General features: G+C 50.3%; 13 protein-coding genes and 1 tRNA gene. 5 read left to right on the top strand and 9 right to left on the bottom strand.

Going from position 1 to position 16,180, the window contains the following annotated elements; genetic code table 11:
• Positions 1-140 precede the first annotated feature (140 nt).
• Positions 141-758, bottom strand: coding sequence for a hypothetical protein (locus tag AC2215_RS20260; protein WP_486811820.1), 618 nt, complete (start codon positions 756-758; stop codon positions 141-143).
• A 129-nt stretch (positions 759-887) separates the two neighbouring features.
• Here AC2215_RS20260 and AC2215_RS20255 point away from each other — a divergent pair, with 129 nt between their 5' ends.
• On the top strand, positions 888-2,702 hold the full coding sequence (locus AC2215_RS20255; RefSeq protein ID WP_486811819.1) for an ABC transporter ATP-binding protein: 1,815 nt from the start codon (positions 888-890) through the stop codon (positions 2,700-2,702).
• Between the two features lie 214 nt (positions 2,703-2,916).
• Here the strand turns inward: AC2215_RS20255 and AC2215_RS20250 are convergent, their stop codons facing one another.
• The 6 genes from AC2215_RS20250 to hisF form a co-directional block, all read right to left on the bottom strand.
• Complete coding sequence (locus AC2215_RS20250; RefSeq protein WP_486811818.1) at positions 2,917-3,801, bottom strand: alpha/beta hydrolase; 885 nt, start codon at positions 3,799-3,801, stop codon at positions 2,917-2,919.
• A gap of 199 nt (positions 3,802-4,000) precedes the next feature.
• Positions 4,001-4,330: a DUF6984 family protein gene (locus tag AC2215_RS20245; protein ID WP_486811817.1), complete on the bottom strand. Its 330-nt coding sequence runs from the start codon at positions 4,328-4,330 to the stop codon at positions 4,001-4,003.
• Positions 4,331-4,671: 341 nt separating this feature from the next.
• Positions 4,672-5,880, bottom strand: coding sequence for a type IV pilus twitching motility protein PilT (locus AC2215_RS20240; protein ID WP_486811816.1), 1,209 nt, complete (start codon positions 5,878-5,880; stop codon positions 4,672-4,674).
• Between the two features lie 376 nt (positions 5,881-6,256).
• Positions 6,257-6,329, bottom strand: a tRNA-Ala gene (locus AC2215_RS20235).
• 64 nt (positions 6,330-6,393) lie between these two features.
• Positions 6,394-6,576, bottom strand: a complete 183-nt coding sequence (locus tag AC2215_RS20230) for a hypothetical protein (protein WP_486811815.1) — start codon at positions 6,574-6,576, stop codon at positions 6,394-6,396.
• Between the two features lie 257 nt (positions 6,577-6,833).
• Positions 6,834-7,601 (bottom strand): imidazole glycerol phosphate synthase subunit HisF, encoded by a 768-nt coding sequence (gene hisF, locus AC2215_RS20225; RefSeq protein ID WP_486811814.1) that lies wholly within the window; start codon positions 7,599-7,601, stop codon positions 6,834-6,836.
• Between the two features lie 113 nt (positions 7,602-7,714).
• Between hisF and petP the strand changes: the two genes are divergently transcribed.
• The 3 genes from petP to AC2215_RS20210 all read left to right on the top strand — a co-directional run bounded on the left by petP (position 7,715) and on the right by AC2215_RS20210 (position 10,038).
• A complete protein-coding gene (gene petP / locus AC2215_RS20220; protein WP_486811813.1) occupies positions 7,715-7,918 on the top strand; it encodes a cytochrome b6f subunit PetP in 204 nt (67 codons plus the stop codon).
• Positions 7,919-8,229: 311 nt separating this feature from the next.
• Entirely contained in the window at positions 8,230-9,330 is a 1,101-nt protein-coding gene (locus AC2215_RS20215) for a Get3/ArsA fold putative tail anchor-mediating ATPase NosAFP (protein ID WP_486811812.1), read from the top strand.
• 114 nt (positions 9,331-9,444) lie between these two features.
• Positions 9,445-10,038 carry an MntP/YtaF family protein gene (locus AC2215_RS20210; protein ID WP_486811811.1) on the top strand — a complete coding sequence of 198 codons (594 nt, stop codon included), beginning with the start codon at positions 9,445-9,447 and terminating at the stop codon, positions 10,036-10,038.
• Positions 10,039-10,192: 154 nt separating this feature from the next.
• Here the strand turns inward: AC2215_RS20210 and AC2215_RS20205 are convergent, their stop codons facing one another.
• Positions 10,193-11,944, bottom strand: coding sequence for a mechanosensitive ion channel family protein (locus tag AC2215_RS20205; protein WP_486811810.1), 1,752 nt, complete (start codon positions 11,942-11,944; stop codon positions 10,193-10,195).
• A gap of 41 nt (positions 11,945-11,985) precedes the next feature.
• A complete protein-coding gene (locus tag AC2215_RS20200; RefSeq protein WP_486811809.1) occupies positions 11,986-12,219 on the bottom strand; it encodes a hypothetical protein in 234 nt (77 codons plus the stop codon).
• Positions 12,220-13,332: 1,113 nt separating this feature from the next.
• Between AC2215_RS20200 and AC2215_RS20195 the strand changes: the two genes are divergently transcribed.
• Positions 13,333-16,143, top strand: coding sequence for a toll/interleukin-1 receptor domain-containing protein (locus tag AC2215_RS20195; protein WP_486811808.1), 2,811 nt, complete (start codon positions 13,333-13,335; stop codon positions 16,141-16,143).
• Positions 16,144-16,180: the final 37 nt, after the last annotated feature.

Below are 16,180 nucleotides of genomic sequence, written 5' to 3'. Positions count from 1 at the left end.
CGATACGTGAGTCAAAGCGATCTCCTATGCCCTAACCCACAGCGAACCTTTGAAAACTAGCGGACGGGTGTCTGTTACTCGATATTCGAGTAATCTGTCCGACAGTCTAAGGTTCATGTTGATGTTTTCTTACGTATTTTTTAAGCGGGAACCAAAGTTGCAATCAGTATACGCAGCAAACTCTCTAGCTCATCGGGAATCAGATATAACTTCGTTCCTTGAATAATGCATTTTTCTTGGCGATCGAGTTGAGCGAACTGCCACACGTCACCCGTGGTAACTGCACCCAGTAGCATCGGAATTTCATCCGTTTGCCGTTGTTCGAGGGCGATTAATTCCACCGCCAGTTGAGTGAAACCGCGCGCTAAATCGGCGTTCTTCGCTTCTACCACCAAACATTGCCGATCGGCGTATAAGTAATAGTCTAACGAGCCTTTGAGATATTCGTTCACCGTCAGAGGGTATTCAATTCGCAGTTGAGCGCGCGCCACTTCCGCCACTTCGACTAAAATTGGGGCAATGAGCATTTCCCGGCGTGCCGCTTCGCTGGTGAGGCTGACGAAGGTGAGGCGGCGTTGGAGTTGCTCTTGGAGAAAGGTCGCGCGATCGAGAGAATCGGAATATTGCGGAAAATCTAAAGGCGATCTAACCAAAGAATACCCAAACTCCACCAGAATATCTTCCGGTTCGCAGGTCATTTCAAAGTAACTGCGAAAGGTGTAAGATCGACCCGGTTGCAGAATTGGCGGTACGGACATCGCTTGAAGAGATAATTAGCTCTATAGTCTGTACGATATCGCGTTTTTCTGTAAGTTTGTTACCGGTTACTGTGGAAAGATCGGGCGAAATTGGCTGCAAATATCGGGAATGCCGTTTAAAATGACACCATGTCATCATCTCGCCCCACCACCCGCCTGTTTGAAGTTCTTGCCAATACGCCGCGACTTTTGCATTTAGTCTGGCAAGCCGCCCCGATTCCGTTACTGTGTTCCCTCAGCGTCACCCTCGCTAAATCGCTGCTACCGGTTTCCGAACTCTACGTCACCAAACTGGTTGTCGATCGGGTAGTCAGCAGTATCGGGCAAAACCCCATCGACTGGCAACCCCTTATATTCCTGGTGAGTTTGCGATCGCTGCTGAGTTTGCTGTCCGAAGCCTTTGGCCAACTGAGTACCTATCTCATCCGTATTCTGCGCGATCGCTTTTCCATCTACGCCAATGGTCTCCTCATCCAACAAGCCATTGGCTTGGACTTATCCCACTACGAACTGCCCGAGTTTCACGATACCCTCAATCGCGCCCAGCAAAGTGGCAGTGACTATCCCGTCCGGATTTTGGGAACCCTCACCAATCTGTTGGGGCAAATCGTCAGCTTTGCCGGATTGCTGGTACTGCTGCTGAGTTTCAGCCCCGGAATCATGCTGCTGCTGCTGATGGCTTCTGCCCCTGTCTTGTGGGTGGGAGTGAAGTTTTCCGGGCGGCGATTTTGGCTGTCCCGCAGTCAAACCCAAGCAGGACGGATGGCGGACTACTTGCAGCGAGTACTGACGCAGAATGCCTTCGTCAAAGAAATTCGCCTCTTCCGTTTGGGAAACCACTTACTCAACCAGTGGCAGGAGATTCGCAGCAAATTTAACCAGCAGTCGGAAAACCTCGCCCGTAAATACGCTACCGTACGCGGCGGGGCGGGTATTTTGGCGAATGTGGGATTCTATGCGGCTTATGGTTGGACGATCGCCCGGACGGTACGCGGCGCGATTACCATTGGTGACTTTACCATGTATACCGGGGCTTTCGGGCAAGCGCAAAGTACCCTGCAAGCCATTCTCCAAAGTATCGCCCAAACTTACGAATACAACCTCTACGTCTCCCAATATTTTGAATTTTTGAGCTTGCAACCCCAAGTTGTCAATCCCGCTAACCCCCGTCCGTTTCCCAATCCATTGCGATCGGGTTTGGTTTTGCGCGATGTCAGTTTCACCTATCCCGGCGCAGAGAAACCCACCCTGAAACACCTCAATTTAACGGTGAAGCCGGGGGAAAGTATCGCCTTGGTGGGGGTAAACGGGGCGGGAAAAACGACGCTGCTGAAGTTGCTGACGCGGCTGTACGATATCGACTCTGGGGAGATTGCCATCGATGGTATTGGGATAACGGAGTTTGAGTTGCAGGATGTGCGGCGCAATATCGGGATTATTTTCCAGGATTTCGCCCGGTACAACCTCAGCGTTCGGGATAATATCGGCTTTGGCAATTTGGCCCAACGGGAGAATTTCGATCGCATCCAGCAGGCTGCTAGCGATGGTGGCGCAACGGAAACCATTTCCCAACTCGATGCTGGATACGACACGATGCTGGGGAAAATCTTTTCCGGGGGAACGGAACTGTCGGGGGGACAGTGGCAGAAAATCGGCTTGGCGCGGGCGTTTATGACGTCTGCCCCAATTCTGATTCTCGACGAACCGACTGCCGCTTTAGATGCGATCGCCGAATACGAATTGTTTCAAAGATTCCGGCAGCTGACAAAGGATAAAATGACGTTTTTCGTCTCCCATCGGTTTTCGACGGTAATGATGGCCGATCGCATTGTGGTGTTAGAAAATAGCCAAATCGTCGAAGTGGGTTCTCACGAAGAATTGATGGCGAATGAGGGTTTGTATGCGAAGATGTTTCGCTTGCAAGCATCGAGTTACGAGCTATAGCAGTTCGCGCTCTTTACATTACAAATTTTCAGTCATCGGGAATGGGGAATGGGGAATGGGGAATGGAAAATACCTATTTCTTCGATTCGTGTAAATAAACCAGTGCGAGACGCTATCAGTGATTAAGTAATCAGAACTCGAGAAAGTCAATTCTTTTTTGTCTCTTGATTTAATGAGAGAGAGAATTTAATAAGAGAGAGTATCCCGCACTCTTTTAGACAGGCTGTAAATGCCGACTCAGAAATTCTACCTGGTCTGCGACCACCCTCTCCCAAAATGGTTCGAGGTAGACATCAAAGTGACCGCACGGATAGCTTTTGACCTCCGACTGAGCAGCCCGCTTCGCAGCCTGATGGATTAGATGCGCTGGAGTAACCATATCCTGTTGGGCAATACAGAACAGAATCGGGCAACGGATCTGGGCAGCTTTTAAGCCAGGGCGATAAGTTCCCACCGACAGACTCAAGCGAGCGCAAATCTCGTTACGCCAATGAGAATCTGGCGGTGTGATTTTGGCAAAACCCGAATGTGCCTCGGCTTCGGTAATAAAAGCGGTTTCACCGGGTTTCCCGACGACAGGCACATAGTAAGGAGGCTGACCCAAAACCGCCCTGACAATATCTCTCAGCCCAGCGAAGGTTAGGCGGGCAACGGGTCCGATTCCGAGTGAGGTAACCTTCTGCAACCCATCACAAAACGGTACTAGTGAGACCACCGCCGCAATTGCAGCATCCCGTGCGGCAATCACCTGCACGTGACCCCCGCTAAAGGAGGTACCAAACAGAGCAATGCGGTCAGCATCCACTCCAGGTAACGATCGGGCCGTCGCAACTGCAGCCTCCCAGTCCTGCAACTGACGATCGATGCTTAAAAGCTGCCGGGACTCCCCACCACTCTCTCCGAAGTAGCGATAGTCAAATACGAGTACGGTCATCCCAGCCTGCATAAATCTTTCAGCGTAGGCATCGAGTCGCTGTTCGCGCACACCCGATAACCCATGAGCCATCACGATACAGGGGGTCGTGCCATCAGCAGATGGGCGATAAAGCCAAGAAGCGCATTGGGTACCACAAGATTCAAATGTGTAGTCACTGCGCATAGTAGTGGGAGCGCGAGGCTTACTGAGACTGTCAAAAATATACCATGAGTGCAGCGCATAGCCGACGGTGAAACGATCGCATTTGCGAGATCGAGTTCTTTCTCCGATCTAGAGATATCTATTGTCAAGCGACTGAAAAATGCCGTGCTTTAATGGAAATTGAATCCTCAAATTGAATCTAAACATCCGTTGTACCACATCAATCAATTTGTGAAAATTTACTGATTTCAATAACTGGGGAATAATCAACCTTCCAAATATCTAATTCAAAAAAGTTCTCGTTTGTATCAAGATTTAATGCAATCAGCACTGGAATGTCATCAATATCTTTGAGTTCTAGTTCGGCAATAGTTTCTCCCCACCGTCGAGATTTATCGTTCGAGCAAAATCTCAGGCTTCCCATCCCGCCATCATTCATTTCTTCAACTCGATAAGCATCGACTTCGGTCATGAATTGATCGAAGATTTCTGGATTAGAAAACAATAACGTTTTTATAATTGCAATTTCCCGATCTTTTAAAGGTCGCATTTCACCAACTTTCCTTCACTAGACATGGCACTTTGCGCAGCTCGAGCGACACTCGATGTATATAGTCATTCTGAATAAAAGTGGTACACGTCCAGAGCCTGAAACACCGAATAATTCGAGATGGTTTTGAATTCTACTGTCCCATTCTTATTCAGAATGACCATAGCGTTTCGCGAGTCGTTTCTTTACACTAATCGAAGAAATAGGTTTTTTCCATTCCCCATTCCCCATTCCCCGTTCCCCACCCTCACCTAAAACGGTTCGATCCCGAACAGGCGAAAAAAAAGGTACGCAATCGCGCACCCTTGCTAGCATTATAAAATCGGTCCAATCCGTATCGCTTAAGCCCAATCCCGAGGAGACTGAGACGAGTCGTATCCTCCCGTGCGCATTAAACGATTGAGTTCGCCGGGATCGGGAGAGGCTTTTTCCCCATCCTCGATGGTAATCCGACCTTCCAAAATTTCGCGATAGAGAGCTTGATTCATTACCTGCATTCCCTCGACGTTATCCGTCTTCATCAAGTGGAATGCTTCATCGTCTTCCCCTTTGAGGAGGAAGTCCTGCATGGCGGGGGTGTTGACGAGGATATCGTGCACCGCAACTCGATGGCCGTCAGTGGTGGGAAGTAGCAGTTGGGCAATCACGGCCACCAAGGATTCGGAAATTTGAATCCGCATGGCATCTTGCTCTTCGGGTTGGTAGAGGTTGAGCAAGCGGTTGACGGCGTTGATGGCGTTGCGGGTGTGCAGGGTTCCCAGCACCAAGTGACCGGTTTGCGCCGCTTGGAGAGCCGTGTTGATGGTAATGCGATCGCGCATCTCCCCAATCAGAATCACATCGGGATCTTCACGCAACACTGCCCGCAAAGCATTTTGGAATTCGAGAGTGTGTAATCCCACTTCCCGCTGGCTGACGAGGCAGTTTTGGGATTCGTGAACGTATTCAATGGGGTCCTCGATGGTGACGATGTGTTTGTAGGCCGTCTCGTTGAGGTGGCGCATCATGGCCGCCATCGTCGTCGATTTACCCGAACCCGTCGGCCCGGTGACCAGAATCAGTCCTTGAGGGCGAGCGATTAAATCTTTGAGGACGATGGGCAACCCTAATTTATCGATGGTGGGAATATCGAGGGTAATCAGTCGCAACACGATCGCCCCACCACTTAAGGAATCGAAACAGTTCACCCGACAGCGAACCAAACCGGGATAGAAAATCGCGGTATCGAGTTCTTTGGTATCCGCAAAAGTTTTGCGCTGTTGGGGGTTCAGAATTTCTGTCAGGTATGCTTCAAACTGGTCGGGGGTGACAACTTCTGCGTTATCGATGGGGGTCATTTTGCCGCGAACTCGATATCGCGTCACCTGTCCGACGCGAATGTGAATATCGGAGGCATCCTGTTTGTAGGCATCTCTGACCATCTGCTCGATGGAAGGACCCGTATTGATGGGTTTGGGTGCGGGAGGACGTCGGTTCCGAGGGGGCGGTGGTGGCGGATGCTTGGCGCGAGAAGAAGGGCGCACCCCGACGGGAGCATTATTGTCAGTCATCAGATATATCTCCTGTCTATTCGCATGAATGTCACAATCCCAATTTCACAGTCAAGATCTGTGAGTGAAATCAAAATTTATACGTGAAAATCTCAAAGTTTAATGAAACAGGAACTAAAGCTTAGTCGATCTAAATTTAAATCTCAACGATCGAGAGACGTTTGCATTAATTTTTAACTGAAATTTAAGAATGGAGGGAGGAGAGGATGTGGGGTGATGCAGAATGCTCAGTTTGAGTGGAGAACGCAGATCGAACTTGACATCTGACAAAACTGCTTCGCCGATCCCGAATGGGCTATTGAGTGTGGTTTCAAATGGAATCGATCGAGAGCATCTCAAGTGTATGAGTATTCTCGATCGATTCTAGTTATTATAATGGAGCTAAGCGGACTCGAACCGCTGGCCCCCTCAATGCCATTGAGGTGCTCTACCAGCTGAGCTATAGCCCCGTGCGTTTGTCGCTTCGCTATTATGCCTTAGCGTTCGATCCAAAGTCAACATCTTTGGAAAAATTTATCCTTTCAAGGCGGCCATTTGACTGACATAGCCGATATAGGGGGTCATCAAGAAGTACACTAACATCATGGCAGCAGCAGATGCAGCGACGAGCGTTCCTGCCAGCATCAGCGAAAATTCTTGTTGCTCTACAGCCTTTTCCATCAGGTGCAAAGCCCACGCCACAAGGGCGATGACCAATATGAGGATGACAAACATTATTTTACAAAATGTAACTTTTTATCTCTTGACATATTGTATCATGTTGGTTTTTTGCCCTTAGAATCTACCCGAAATTTACCCGAAAGGCTAAAAACCGGGCAGAAAATTATCACGCGATACAGAAGGAAAAGAGACAGAGAAAGGGATAGAGAAGATTTAGCGACGCAAACAAGACTCAAACGCTTGTTTGTGATGTCAGTTGCCCGAAAATGATGAATTTTTCCCGAAATTTCCCTCTAAAGCCGTACGGGAACTTGACGTTCCTGGAGATGATTTTTAATCTGAGCGACGCTTAACTGTCCGTAATGTAAAAGCGAGGCAAGGAGGGCAGCTTCGGCTTTCCCAGCGCTGAGGGCTTCGTAGATATGGTCGCAGTTTCCCGCCCCACCGGAGGCGATAACGGGGATTTGTACGCGATCGGCGATCGTCCGCGTTAGCTCCAAATCGTACCCGGCTTGGGTGCCGTCAGCATCCATACTCGTCACCAGCAGTTCCCCAGCCCCGCGCCGTTCCACGTCTTGGGCCCAGGCAATGGCATCGATACCGGTATTTTCCCGCCCTCCGCGAACGTAAACATCCCATCCTGGATTGCCCGGATCGGTACGGCGACGGGCATCGATCGCCACGACGATACACTGGTTTCCGAAGCGATCGCTCGCCCTGTCGATCAACGCCGGATCGCGCACGGCGGCCGAATTAATGCTGACTTTATCGGCCCCTGCCCTTAACAAATTTTTAATGGTCTCTAAGGATTGGATGCCGCCACCAACGGTTAGGGGAATGAAGACTTCCTCGGCCGTTCGATAGACGACGTCGAAGATGATATTGCGCTCTTCGTGGGTGGCGGTAATATCGAGAAACACCAACTCATCCGCCCCCGCTTCGTTATAAGCCCGGGCCAATTCTACCGGGTCTCCCGCATCTTGGAGATTGACAAAGTTGACCCCTTTGACCACTCGCCCCGCTTTCACATCCAAACAGGGCAGAATTCTCTTGGCAAGCATAGCACCTCCTAAAATCGAATCAATATTTTGCCTGGAAGGTCGGGGTTTTATCGGATTCCCAACCCCCTCTTTTGATAAACTTGGTAGATGGTTTATCAATTTTACTTATTCAAGTGTCAATGGAAGTAGGTCAGAAGGTAAAAGTCCGCCGTCTAAGAGATCGCGTTTCTGGCGATATCGTCGAAAAAATCAAGAAGAACCCCGTCGGCACTGTCTCTGACTACAAAATGGTCGATGGCAGTGGTGTGGGTGTCGTCGTTCAATTTGAAGGCAACTTTTCCACGTGGTTTTTCGCCGATGAAATAGAAGCAGTGTAAGCCATCGCGCGTCACTTGCAGTGGGAGGAAGGAGGTAATCGGGAGCAATTGCTTCCCACTCCATCCGTCCCATTTCATTCAATTATTCAATCCTCCCGTGAGTTTCAAAACTAATTCGATCGCATCGAAACTCGGCAATCGCTACAAGTTTCTCGATCCGAATTTCGATCGCTTCCCAAGATTTCAAAGCTAAAATCTTGCGGCCATAATCCTTTGAAATAAATTTAGAAATCCACCGAATTTTATCGGTTTCCTTTTGGGTTCTCAACCCGTTTTCGATCGCGCGTCAATAAAGCACAAATTATATTCCCATGGCTTTAATACTCACATTTCTCGGCAAAGGCGGGACCGGTCGTACTACCGTGGCGATCGCTGCTGCTAAACAACTCGCCAGCCAAGGCAAACGGGTTTTGCTGGCCGGCTTGGGATCGGGTCCGGCTTTCGATATTCTCGTCGGTACCCCCACCACACCGGAACCCACCCCCCTGGAAACGAATTTGGATGTGGTTGGGTTTCAAACCACCCTCTTGTTGCAAAAAGGCTGGGAAGAAGTGAAAAAAGTGGAAGCGGAATACGTCCGCACTCCCTTTTTTAAAGAAGTGTACGGCGAAGAACTCACACTGATTCCGGGGATGGATGGGGCGCTCGCCCTCAACGAACTGCGACAGTACGATGCAGATGGCAAGTACGATGTGCTAATTTACGACGGACCGAGCGATTCGGATACCTTACGGATGCTCGAACTCGCCGAAAGTCTCAGTTGGTACGGTCGCCGCTTCCGGCAAGTTCTGGACGGTTCGGACATTATTAAAGCTCTTTCTCCCTTCTGGGGGCCCATCAGCAGCGCGATTCTCAATGTAGATTGGTCGCCGGATAACTGGACGAAGGATAAGAATACGAGTAAAGTCACCCAAATGCTCGACGACGGCAAGGCAGCACTCGCCGATCCCAATCGGATCGCGGCGTATCTGGTGACGACTGACGATCCAGCAGCGATCGCCACGGCACAGTATCGCTGGGGATGCGCTCAGCAAGTGGGTTTGACCGTCGGTGGAGCGATCGTCAATCAAGCGACCGGTACTGGGGAGATTCCCGCGAAATTTGCCCCCCTGGGGGTGAGTGCGGTTCCCACTCGCGCCGGAGACGACTGGCAACCGCTGATGGCAGCCATGCCCGATTTTTCGGAAGCGGCAAACGCCCCCAGACCGATCGAAATCGATGTCAGTCGGGGTATCGTTCGCTTGTTCTTACCGGGATTTACGAAGAAGCAGGTGAAGCTGATTCAGTCCGGACCGGAAGTGACCATTGAAGCGGGCGATCGTCGTCGCAACATCTTCCTCCCCCCCCAGTTGCAAGGACGACCGGTTACCGGTGCGAAATTCCAAGACCAATATCTGATTATTGCTTTTTAGTCTCCATCTCCCCCGGAGGAGGGCGAAGCATTTGGATATATGAGGTTTCGTTGGACCCATCATTTATCGCCCAAATGCTTTGCCCCTACAGCACCCCCATCCTCATCTCTCCCAATGGAGTCTCTTCTCGCTTCTCTGATTCTTTCCCTTTCTACGAATATCGATAACTTAGCTATCGGGGTTGCCTATGGTGTCCGAGGGTTTGCTGTCGGTTGGGGGGCGAACTTAATCATTGCCCTACTCTCGGGTGTGAGTACCTTCGTGTCGATGTCGGCTGGGGATTGGGTGAGTCGGTTTCTGCCGGAGAATGTGGCTGGGGCGATCGGGAGTGGGATTTTAGTGGCTGTCGGCATCTGGGGATTGTGGGATGCCTTGCAACTTCAAGCAGATATCGGTGACGAACTCGAATCCGAGGCGATCGCAGACACGGGGATCGACCCAGCAATGCGTCAGATTTCTCTGGCTAATGCCTTAATTTTGGGTTTGGCATTGACGGTGACGAATCTGGGAACGGGAATTGGGGCGGGAATGGCACAACTCAATCCCAGTTTGACGAGTAGTTTGAGTTTTGGTTCGAGTTTATTGACGATCGGGGGTGGGGTATTTTTGGGGCAACTGTTCTCGTCTTTGCGATCGGGCGGCAGATTGGATATTGTGTCGGGGTTGCTGTTGATTGGGTTAGGCGTGTATGAGTATGTTTTTAATTAAGCTGAATTTTAGGTCAACTTAATTGAAGAATTGCGCACTGGTGTGGCACGACTAAAACAGTGCATGAGAATTTGGGCGACGTGCGTCCAAAGTTGGTATCCGAGCGTTTTCTTAATGCATTATTTTAGCTGTGCCACGCCACGATAGCAGGGATTTAGAGCAGAGACTCAGATCCTAAAGAATGGTGCCCGTTCTCAGCCAGATATAGGGTTTGAGATGAATCGGCAAACTCGATGCCGATCTCCTCGATCGTCGCCATGATTTTGAGTAATAACTCTTCTTGAGTTCTCAAGAATTCTTCCTGAATCCTCTGATAGGTGGAGTTATCTTTAATGAGAATATGGGCGAAGATAGCCACATCGAGGGAGGAGTCGCTCACATGAACTAAGTGAACTCGTTCTTTGATGACCAGGGGATAACGATCGAGCAAACTGCGCAGGGTTTCGAGCAGATCGTTTAACTGCTTGCGGGTCGTACCTGGATCCAAATTGAGGGTTAACTCTAGCAAAGACCGATCGCGCTGGCTGTAGTTCACCAGTTGGGAAGTGGAAAACTGGGTATTGGGAACGGTCACCAGATTGCGATCGCGGGTACGAATGTAGGTCGCTCGCAGTCCAATATCTTCGACGGTGCCAGTGATGCCGCCAAATTCGCAAAAGTCACCCCCTTTAACAGGGCGATCGATGAGGAGGGTAATCCCGCCGATCACGTTTTCCACATAGGGCTTAGCCCCCAAACCAATGGCGATACTACTGACCCCCAAACTGGCAAACAGGGGAGCCACGGGAATTCCCAAACGATTGCCGCCCCAGTAAATAATGGTAGCAGCGGCCAAAACCCCCAAGATGCGAAATCCATTGCGCACCATCATCGCTTCGAGGGGCTTATCTTGAAAGCGAGAAGAGGTAATAATCGTTTTGCCGATCGCATTGGTGAAAATAAAAGCCAACCACGTTCCGACGATGAATAAGAGGGCTTCAATGGCGATCGACGAGACCCGCTCGATACCGCCCGTAATATTGAGAAAATATTTGATGTGGAGTTCCGCACCGTAGAAAGTGGCGAGGATGGCAGCCGGCAAACACAATCCCATCCACGCACTTGCCAGACTGTCGGAATCGAGACGGCTTTTCTTGCGCCATCGATAAACCGAAACGACGATCGCCAACACTAACACCAGATCGAGGATAAACCCAAACCACTGCCACAGGGTTTGCTCGAAGTACACCTTGTTACTCCACTGGGGCAGCCAATAACTCCATTTAGGAGGTAATAATCCCCCAGCTGTGGTGATGTAAAAGTTGTAAAACCCTTCAGAAGCCCCGTCTTTGTACGGTAGAGCTCGCACTTCGCGATAATATTTATCTAAGTACTTGACGGTGTCGGGAGAAAAAAGGAACTCATCGGTATAGCGACCGCGATTACTTTTGACGATCGCGATTTCCGTATTGGGAATCTCCCATCGCTCGAAATCGGGATCGGCCGCAACATCGCCTCGATCGGGAATGCGCTCGAACGCGGGTAAGGTAATGCGATCGAGAATTTCTTTGAGCTTCAGGGCCGATTCCAATCCCTCTCGCGCTTTATTGGCTTCGGGCACGTCCTCTAAATTGAGGGTACGCACGGCTCGCTCCATGGCTTCTTCGGCGTGGGCGGCGAGTTGCTTCACTTGAGATGAGTTAAACAAACCTCCTTCTTGCTGCGATTGCTCCCGAGCTTCCATCAACAGCTCGTAGGCATCGTTCGTATTATCCAAAAACTGCTCCAACGTCGCCTGAGGGCTGATGGTTTTTGGCGGTGCGAGGGGATTGATTTCGGCATGAGACATCCCGATCGTCAATTGAGAAAGCGCCACGATCGCCATGGCCGCGATCGCCCGCAGTAGAAAATGCTTAACTTGTTTCATGCTGACTCTCGATAGGTAATACAATACCCGATTGAAAAAACTCACTGATGTAGAGCGTGAAGTGGCTTCCACAACCATGAGGCTGCATTGCTGCCTACTTCAACTATATCCATCACGATTTTCTGTTTGTACTTCCCCACCCCTCCCACCCGATATTCCCCGAATGGTGCGAGGGGTTCGATGGTGCCATGACCCATCGGAACGATCGATTGAGCGAGGATAACGATCGCCATGGCTGCGATCGCTCGCACTCGAAGTTGCTTGACTTGTTTCATCTTCAAGATCGAGAGTTCTCCCGAATAGACATTTCTAGCAAGTAGAAACTCACCCTTAACTGTGCAAAGCTCTCAAACGGGTTTCCGGATCGAATCAACTCAATCGTCAGCCAACATGAAGATATCCTGGACCGATTGCTGTCGATGAGACCCCAGAGCGTTCGGCTCTTCACTCTGAAGTCTGGATATCGAGCCGGATCGGATCTGAGTCAATTCACGTGCTCGTTAAGAGAGCGACTATTTGATTTATGGATATGTTTATGGAGATGCTTGCGGAAACAGAATTTTTATATTCCCTATCCCCAAGCTAGCAAAACTTTCAACTACACAGCTCGCCAACGACGAGCGAACCAGAGATACAGATGAGTTCCAATACGATGGCAAAATTGTTGAGTTTTAAAGCATTTTTCCGTCAAGAAAGTGCCTCGAGCTCCAACGAAGTAGAAGCAAGACTCGCGTGTTGTGTAGATGGCATCCGATGGCATTCGTCTTTTTGCCGATCGCGATTGCTCGGTATTGCCAGTAGTATAGCCGTAAATGCCGATCGATGCTGTTGCGAATCGGATCGAGGGTCGATTTTTGGCGAAGGGATTTGAGAGTCGACCTCCAGGATTTTCCCCCTCCGACCTCTGTCTCGATTTAACAATTTCACACTTTGGAACCGATCGAGCCGGAGACGATCCGAGTGGCAAAATTTGTCTATCTATGTTAAGACCATACATCCAATGATGGACTGCTCGAGGGCTAAACATTTCCGGGCGACTTTTCGACGATCGAGATGGATGAAAACAATCTGGAAATCAGGTCACCGACTCGATGTTGGTGAGTTCGATCGTCAGACGCGAACTCGCGAAAAGTTAGGCTAACCTTGAATTATCATCCCGATCCGCTTAAGCTCTCGATCCGCTCCCAAGGACTCGTGCCGATCGAGGAATAACCGGGTTGGGGAAGACTTCGCGAGGGAGTTTTTGGAGATGGACCTGGAGCGATCGCCTCAAAGCAGCCGTGGCTCGAGCTGTGACTTGAAGTTTGCGATCGACCTCGCCATTTAGTTACGACTTTGCGAATGTTTGAATTAGACCGCGACCCTTTTACCGTGCATTTTCCAAAGCTATGAACGAGGTTTTTGTCTCTTATTCCCGTCGCAATAAAACCTTTGTCCAAAAGTTGTATGACGCCTTCAAAAATATCAACCGCAATGTCTGGGTAGATTGGGAAGATATTCCCCCTAACGCTGACTGGCGCAAAGAAATTTATCGAGGAATTGAAGCGGCTGAGAGTTTCGTTTTCGTTCTGAGTCCCGCGTCGGTAGCTTCCGTAGTCTGTGGCGAGGAAATCGACTATGCCATCGCCCATAACAAGCGCCTAATTCCCATTGTCTGCGAAGAAGTTTCCTACGACGAAGTGCATCCGGAACTGGCTAAACTCAACTGGATTTTCTTTCGGGAAATCGATCGCTTCGACAGTGCCTTTGAAAAACTCATCGAAACCATCGATACCGATCTCGACTACATTCGCGCTCATACCCGCCTCCTCAAAAGAGCGATCGAATGGGACGAGAAAAATCGCGATAACAGTTTTACCCTGCGGGGAAACGACCTCAAAAATGCCGATCGTTGGCTTGGCGAAAGCGAGAGCAAACAACCCGAACCCACCCCCCTTCACGCTCAATACATCCTCGCCAGCGATCTCCAGCAGCGACAGCGACAGAGTTTTTCCCTGGTCGGTGTGGCTGTCGGGTTAGTGGTCACCACGATTCTGGCTCTGTTTGCCGTCCAAGAACGGAGCAAGGCCATCCAAGAGCGCAATTACGCTCGCGAACAGAGCGTGCGCGCCCTCACCGCCCTCTCTGAAGCCAGACAGCTCACCGATGACGGTCTCGAAGCCCTTCAATACGCCGTCCAAGCCGCCAAGCACCTGGATAACGATCGCGCTTTCCCAGAAGACTTGGTCGAAGAAACCAGGACAACTCTTCGCGAAACGGTCTATAACAACCAAGAGCTAAACCGCCTTGACGGCCACGAAGACCAAGTCAACCGGATCGCATTTTCCCCCGATGGAGAAACCCTCGCTTCAGCGAGCGATGACAATACCGTTCGCATCTGGAAAATCAATGGCGAGATATTGCAGATTTTAAAGCACGACGACAACGTCAGACGAGTCGCATTTTCCCCAAATGGGCAAACCGTGGCTTCGGCATCCAAAGATAAGACCGTCAAAATTTGGCGCGTTGAAGATGGAACCCTGTTGCAAACCTTGCGCCATGATGCCCACGTTCGAGCGGTTGCGTTTAGTGCGGATGGCGAACTGATCGTCACCGGAGATAGTGATGGCAACTTGCGGTTGTGGAAGTCGAGCGGTGAATTACTCACCACCTTCAGCGGTCATCGCAGCGAAATCAACGATGCCGCTTTTAGTCCCGTCAATCGCACCTTTGCCACCACCAGCCACGACCGGCAAGTGAAACTCTGGGATGCCAGTGCAATTTTAGCTCGGAAGGGAGACAATGCCGATCCCCAACCCCTACAAGAGTTTATCGGTCACAGCGACAAAGTTTGGGATGTGGATTTCTCCAGCGACGGACAGTTACTCGCCACGGCCAGTTCCGATAACACCGCTAAAATTTGGAACTTGGACGGAACGAACAAAAACACCCTCGAAGCCCATACCAACTGGGTGCGGAGCGTGTCGTTTTCACCAGACGGGAAGGTACTCGTGACTGGCAGCGATGATAATACGGTCAAACTCTGGAGTCAGAGGGGCATCCTCTTGAAAACCTTTATCGGTCACGATGCCAGCGTGCGCAGCGTTGACTTTGCAACTGACGGTAAAAGTATTGCCTCTGCGAGTGACGACTCGACCATTCGCTTGCGCAGTATTGAAGGAGCTGTCGTTGAAATTTTGCAAGGACATCGTTCGGGGGTTAAAGGAGTTCGCTTCAGTCCCAATAACTTGATTGCATCGGTCGGGACTGGTAAAACCCTAAAAATCTGGGCTAGAGATGGGGCGAAACTCTTGCAAAGTGTGGAATACCAATCCGGAATGCGAAATGTCAATTTCACTGCGGACGGTGAGTTTGCAATTACAGCCGGTTACGACAACGAGTTGCAACTATGGGACTTAGAGGAGATTCTCAAATCCGATGATGCCAAGCCAATTCGTCGTTTTGTCGGTCATACTTCAACGGTGAAAAACCTGAGTATTTCCCCAGATAGTCAACTAATGGCCTCGGCTGGTGCGGATGGTACCATGCGTCTGTGGAAAATTAGCGATGGGACGCTCTTGCAAACCTTCGAGGATATTCACCAACCGGAAGTGACGGATGTGAGTTTTTCTCCCGACGGTTCCTATATTGTTTCCGCTGGGGGGGATGGTCTGGTCAAGGTTTGGTCGGTGGAGGGGGAGTTGAAGCAGGAATTCGAAGCCCACGACGAGTGGATTAACGCCATCTATTTCAGCCCCAACGACCAGTTTTTAGCCACAGCGAGCGGCGATAAAACCATTCGCCTGTGGCGCTGGAAAGACGGTCAGTTCGATGCAACCCCTGCCGCGATTCTTGAAGGTCACACCGATTGGGTGTGGGATGTAACCGTCTCTCAAGACAGCGACATCATTGCCTCCGCTGGGAAGGATAATACCGTTCGCTTGTGGGATACGGAAGGGAATTTGTTGAAAACCCTGGCCGCTCATAAAAACTGGGTGCGTGCGGTGAGCTTCAGTCCCGACGGTCAAAAGCTGGCGTCTGCGAGTGCCGATAAGACGATCGTTCTGTGGGATGTGGATTCGTTGGAGAAGCTGCAACAGTCCTCTCAGGATATTGGACTCGATCGATTGTTGGTGTTGGGTTGCGATATGCTCGGCGATTATCTAGCGACAAATCCGACATTAACCCCATCGGATAAAGCGATGTGCGATGGCATTTAGTTGTTTTCGGGAGATGGGGTGTGGGGTGTGGGGTGTG

The organism is Zarconia sp. (assembly GCF_057467645.1).
Note: the sequence above shows the minus strand (reverse complement) of the source record. Positions and strands in the feature narration are given on the sequence as shown.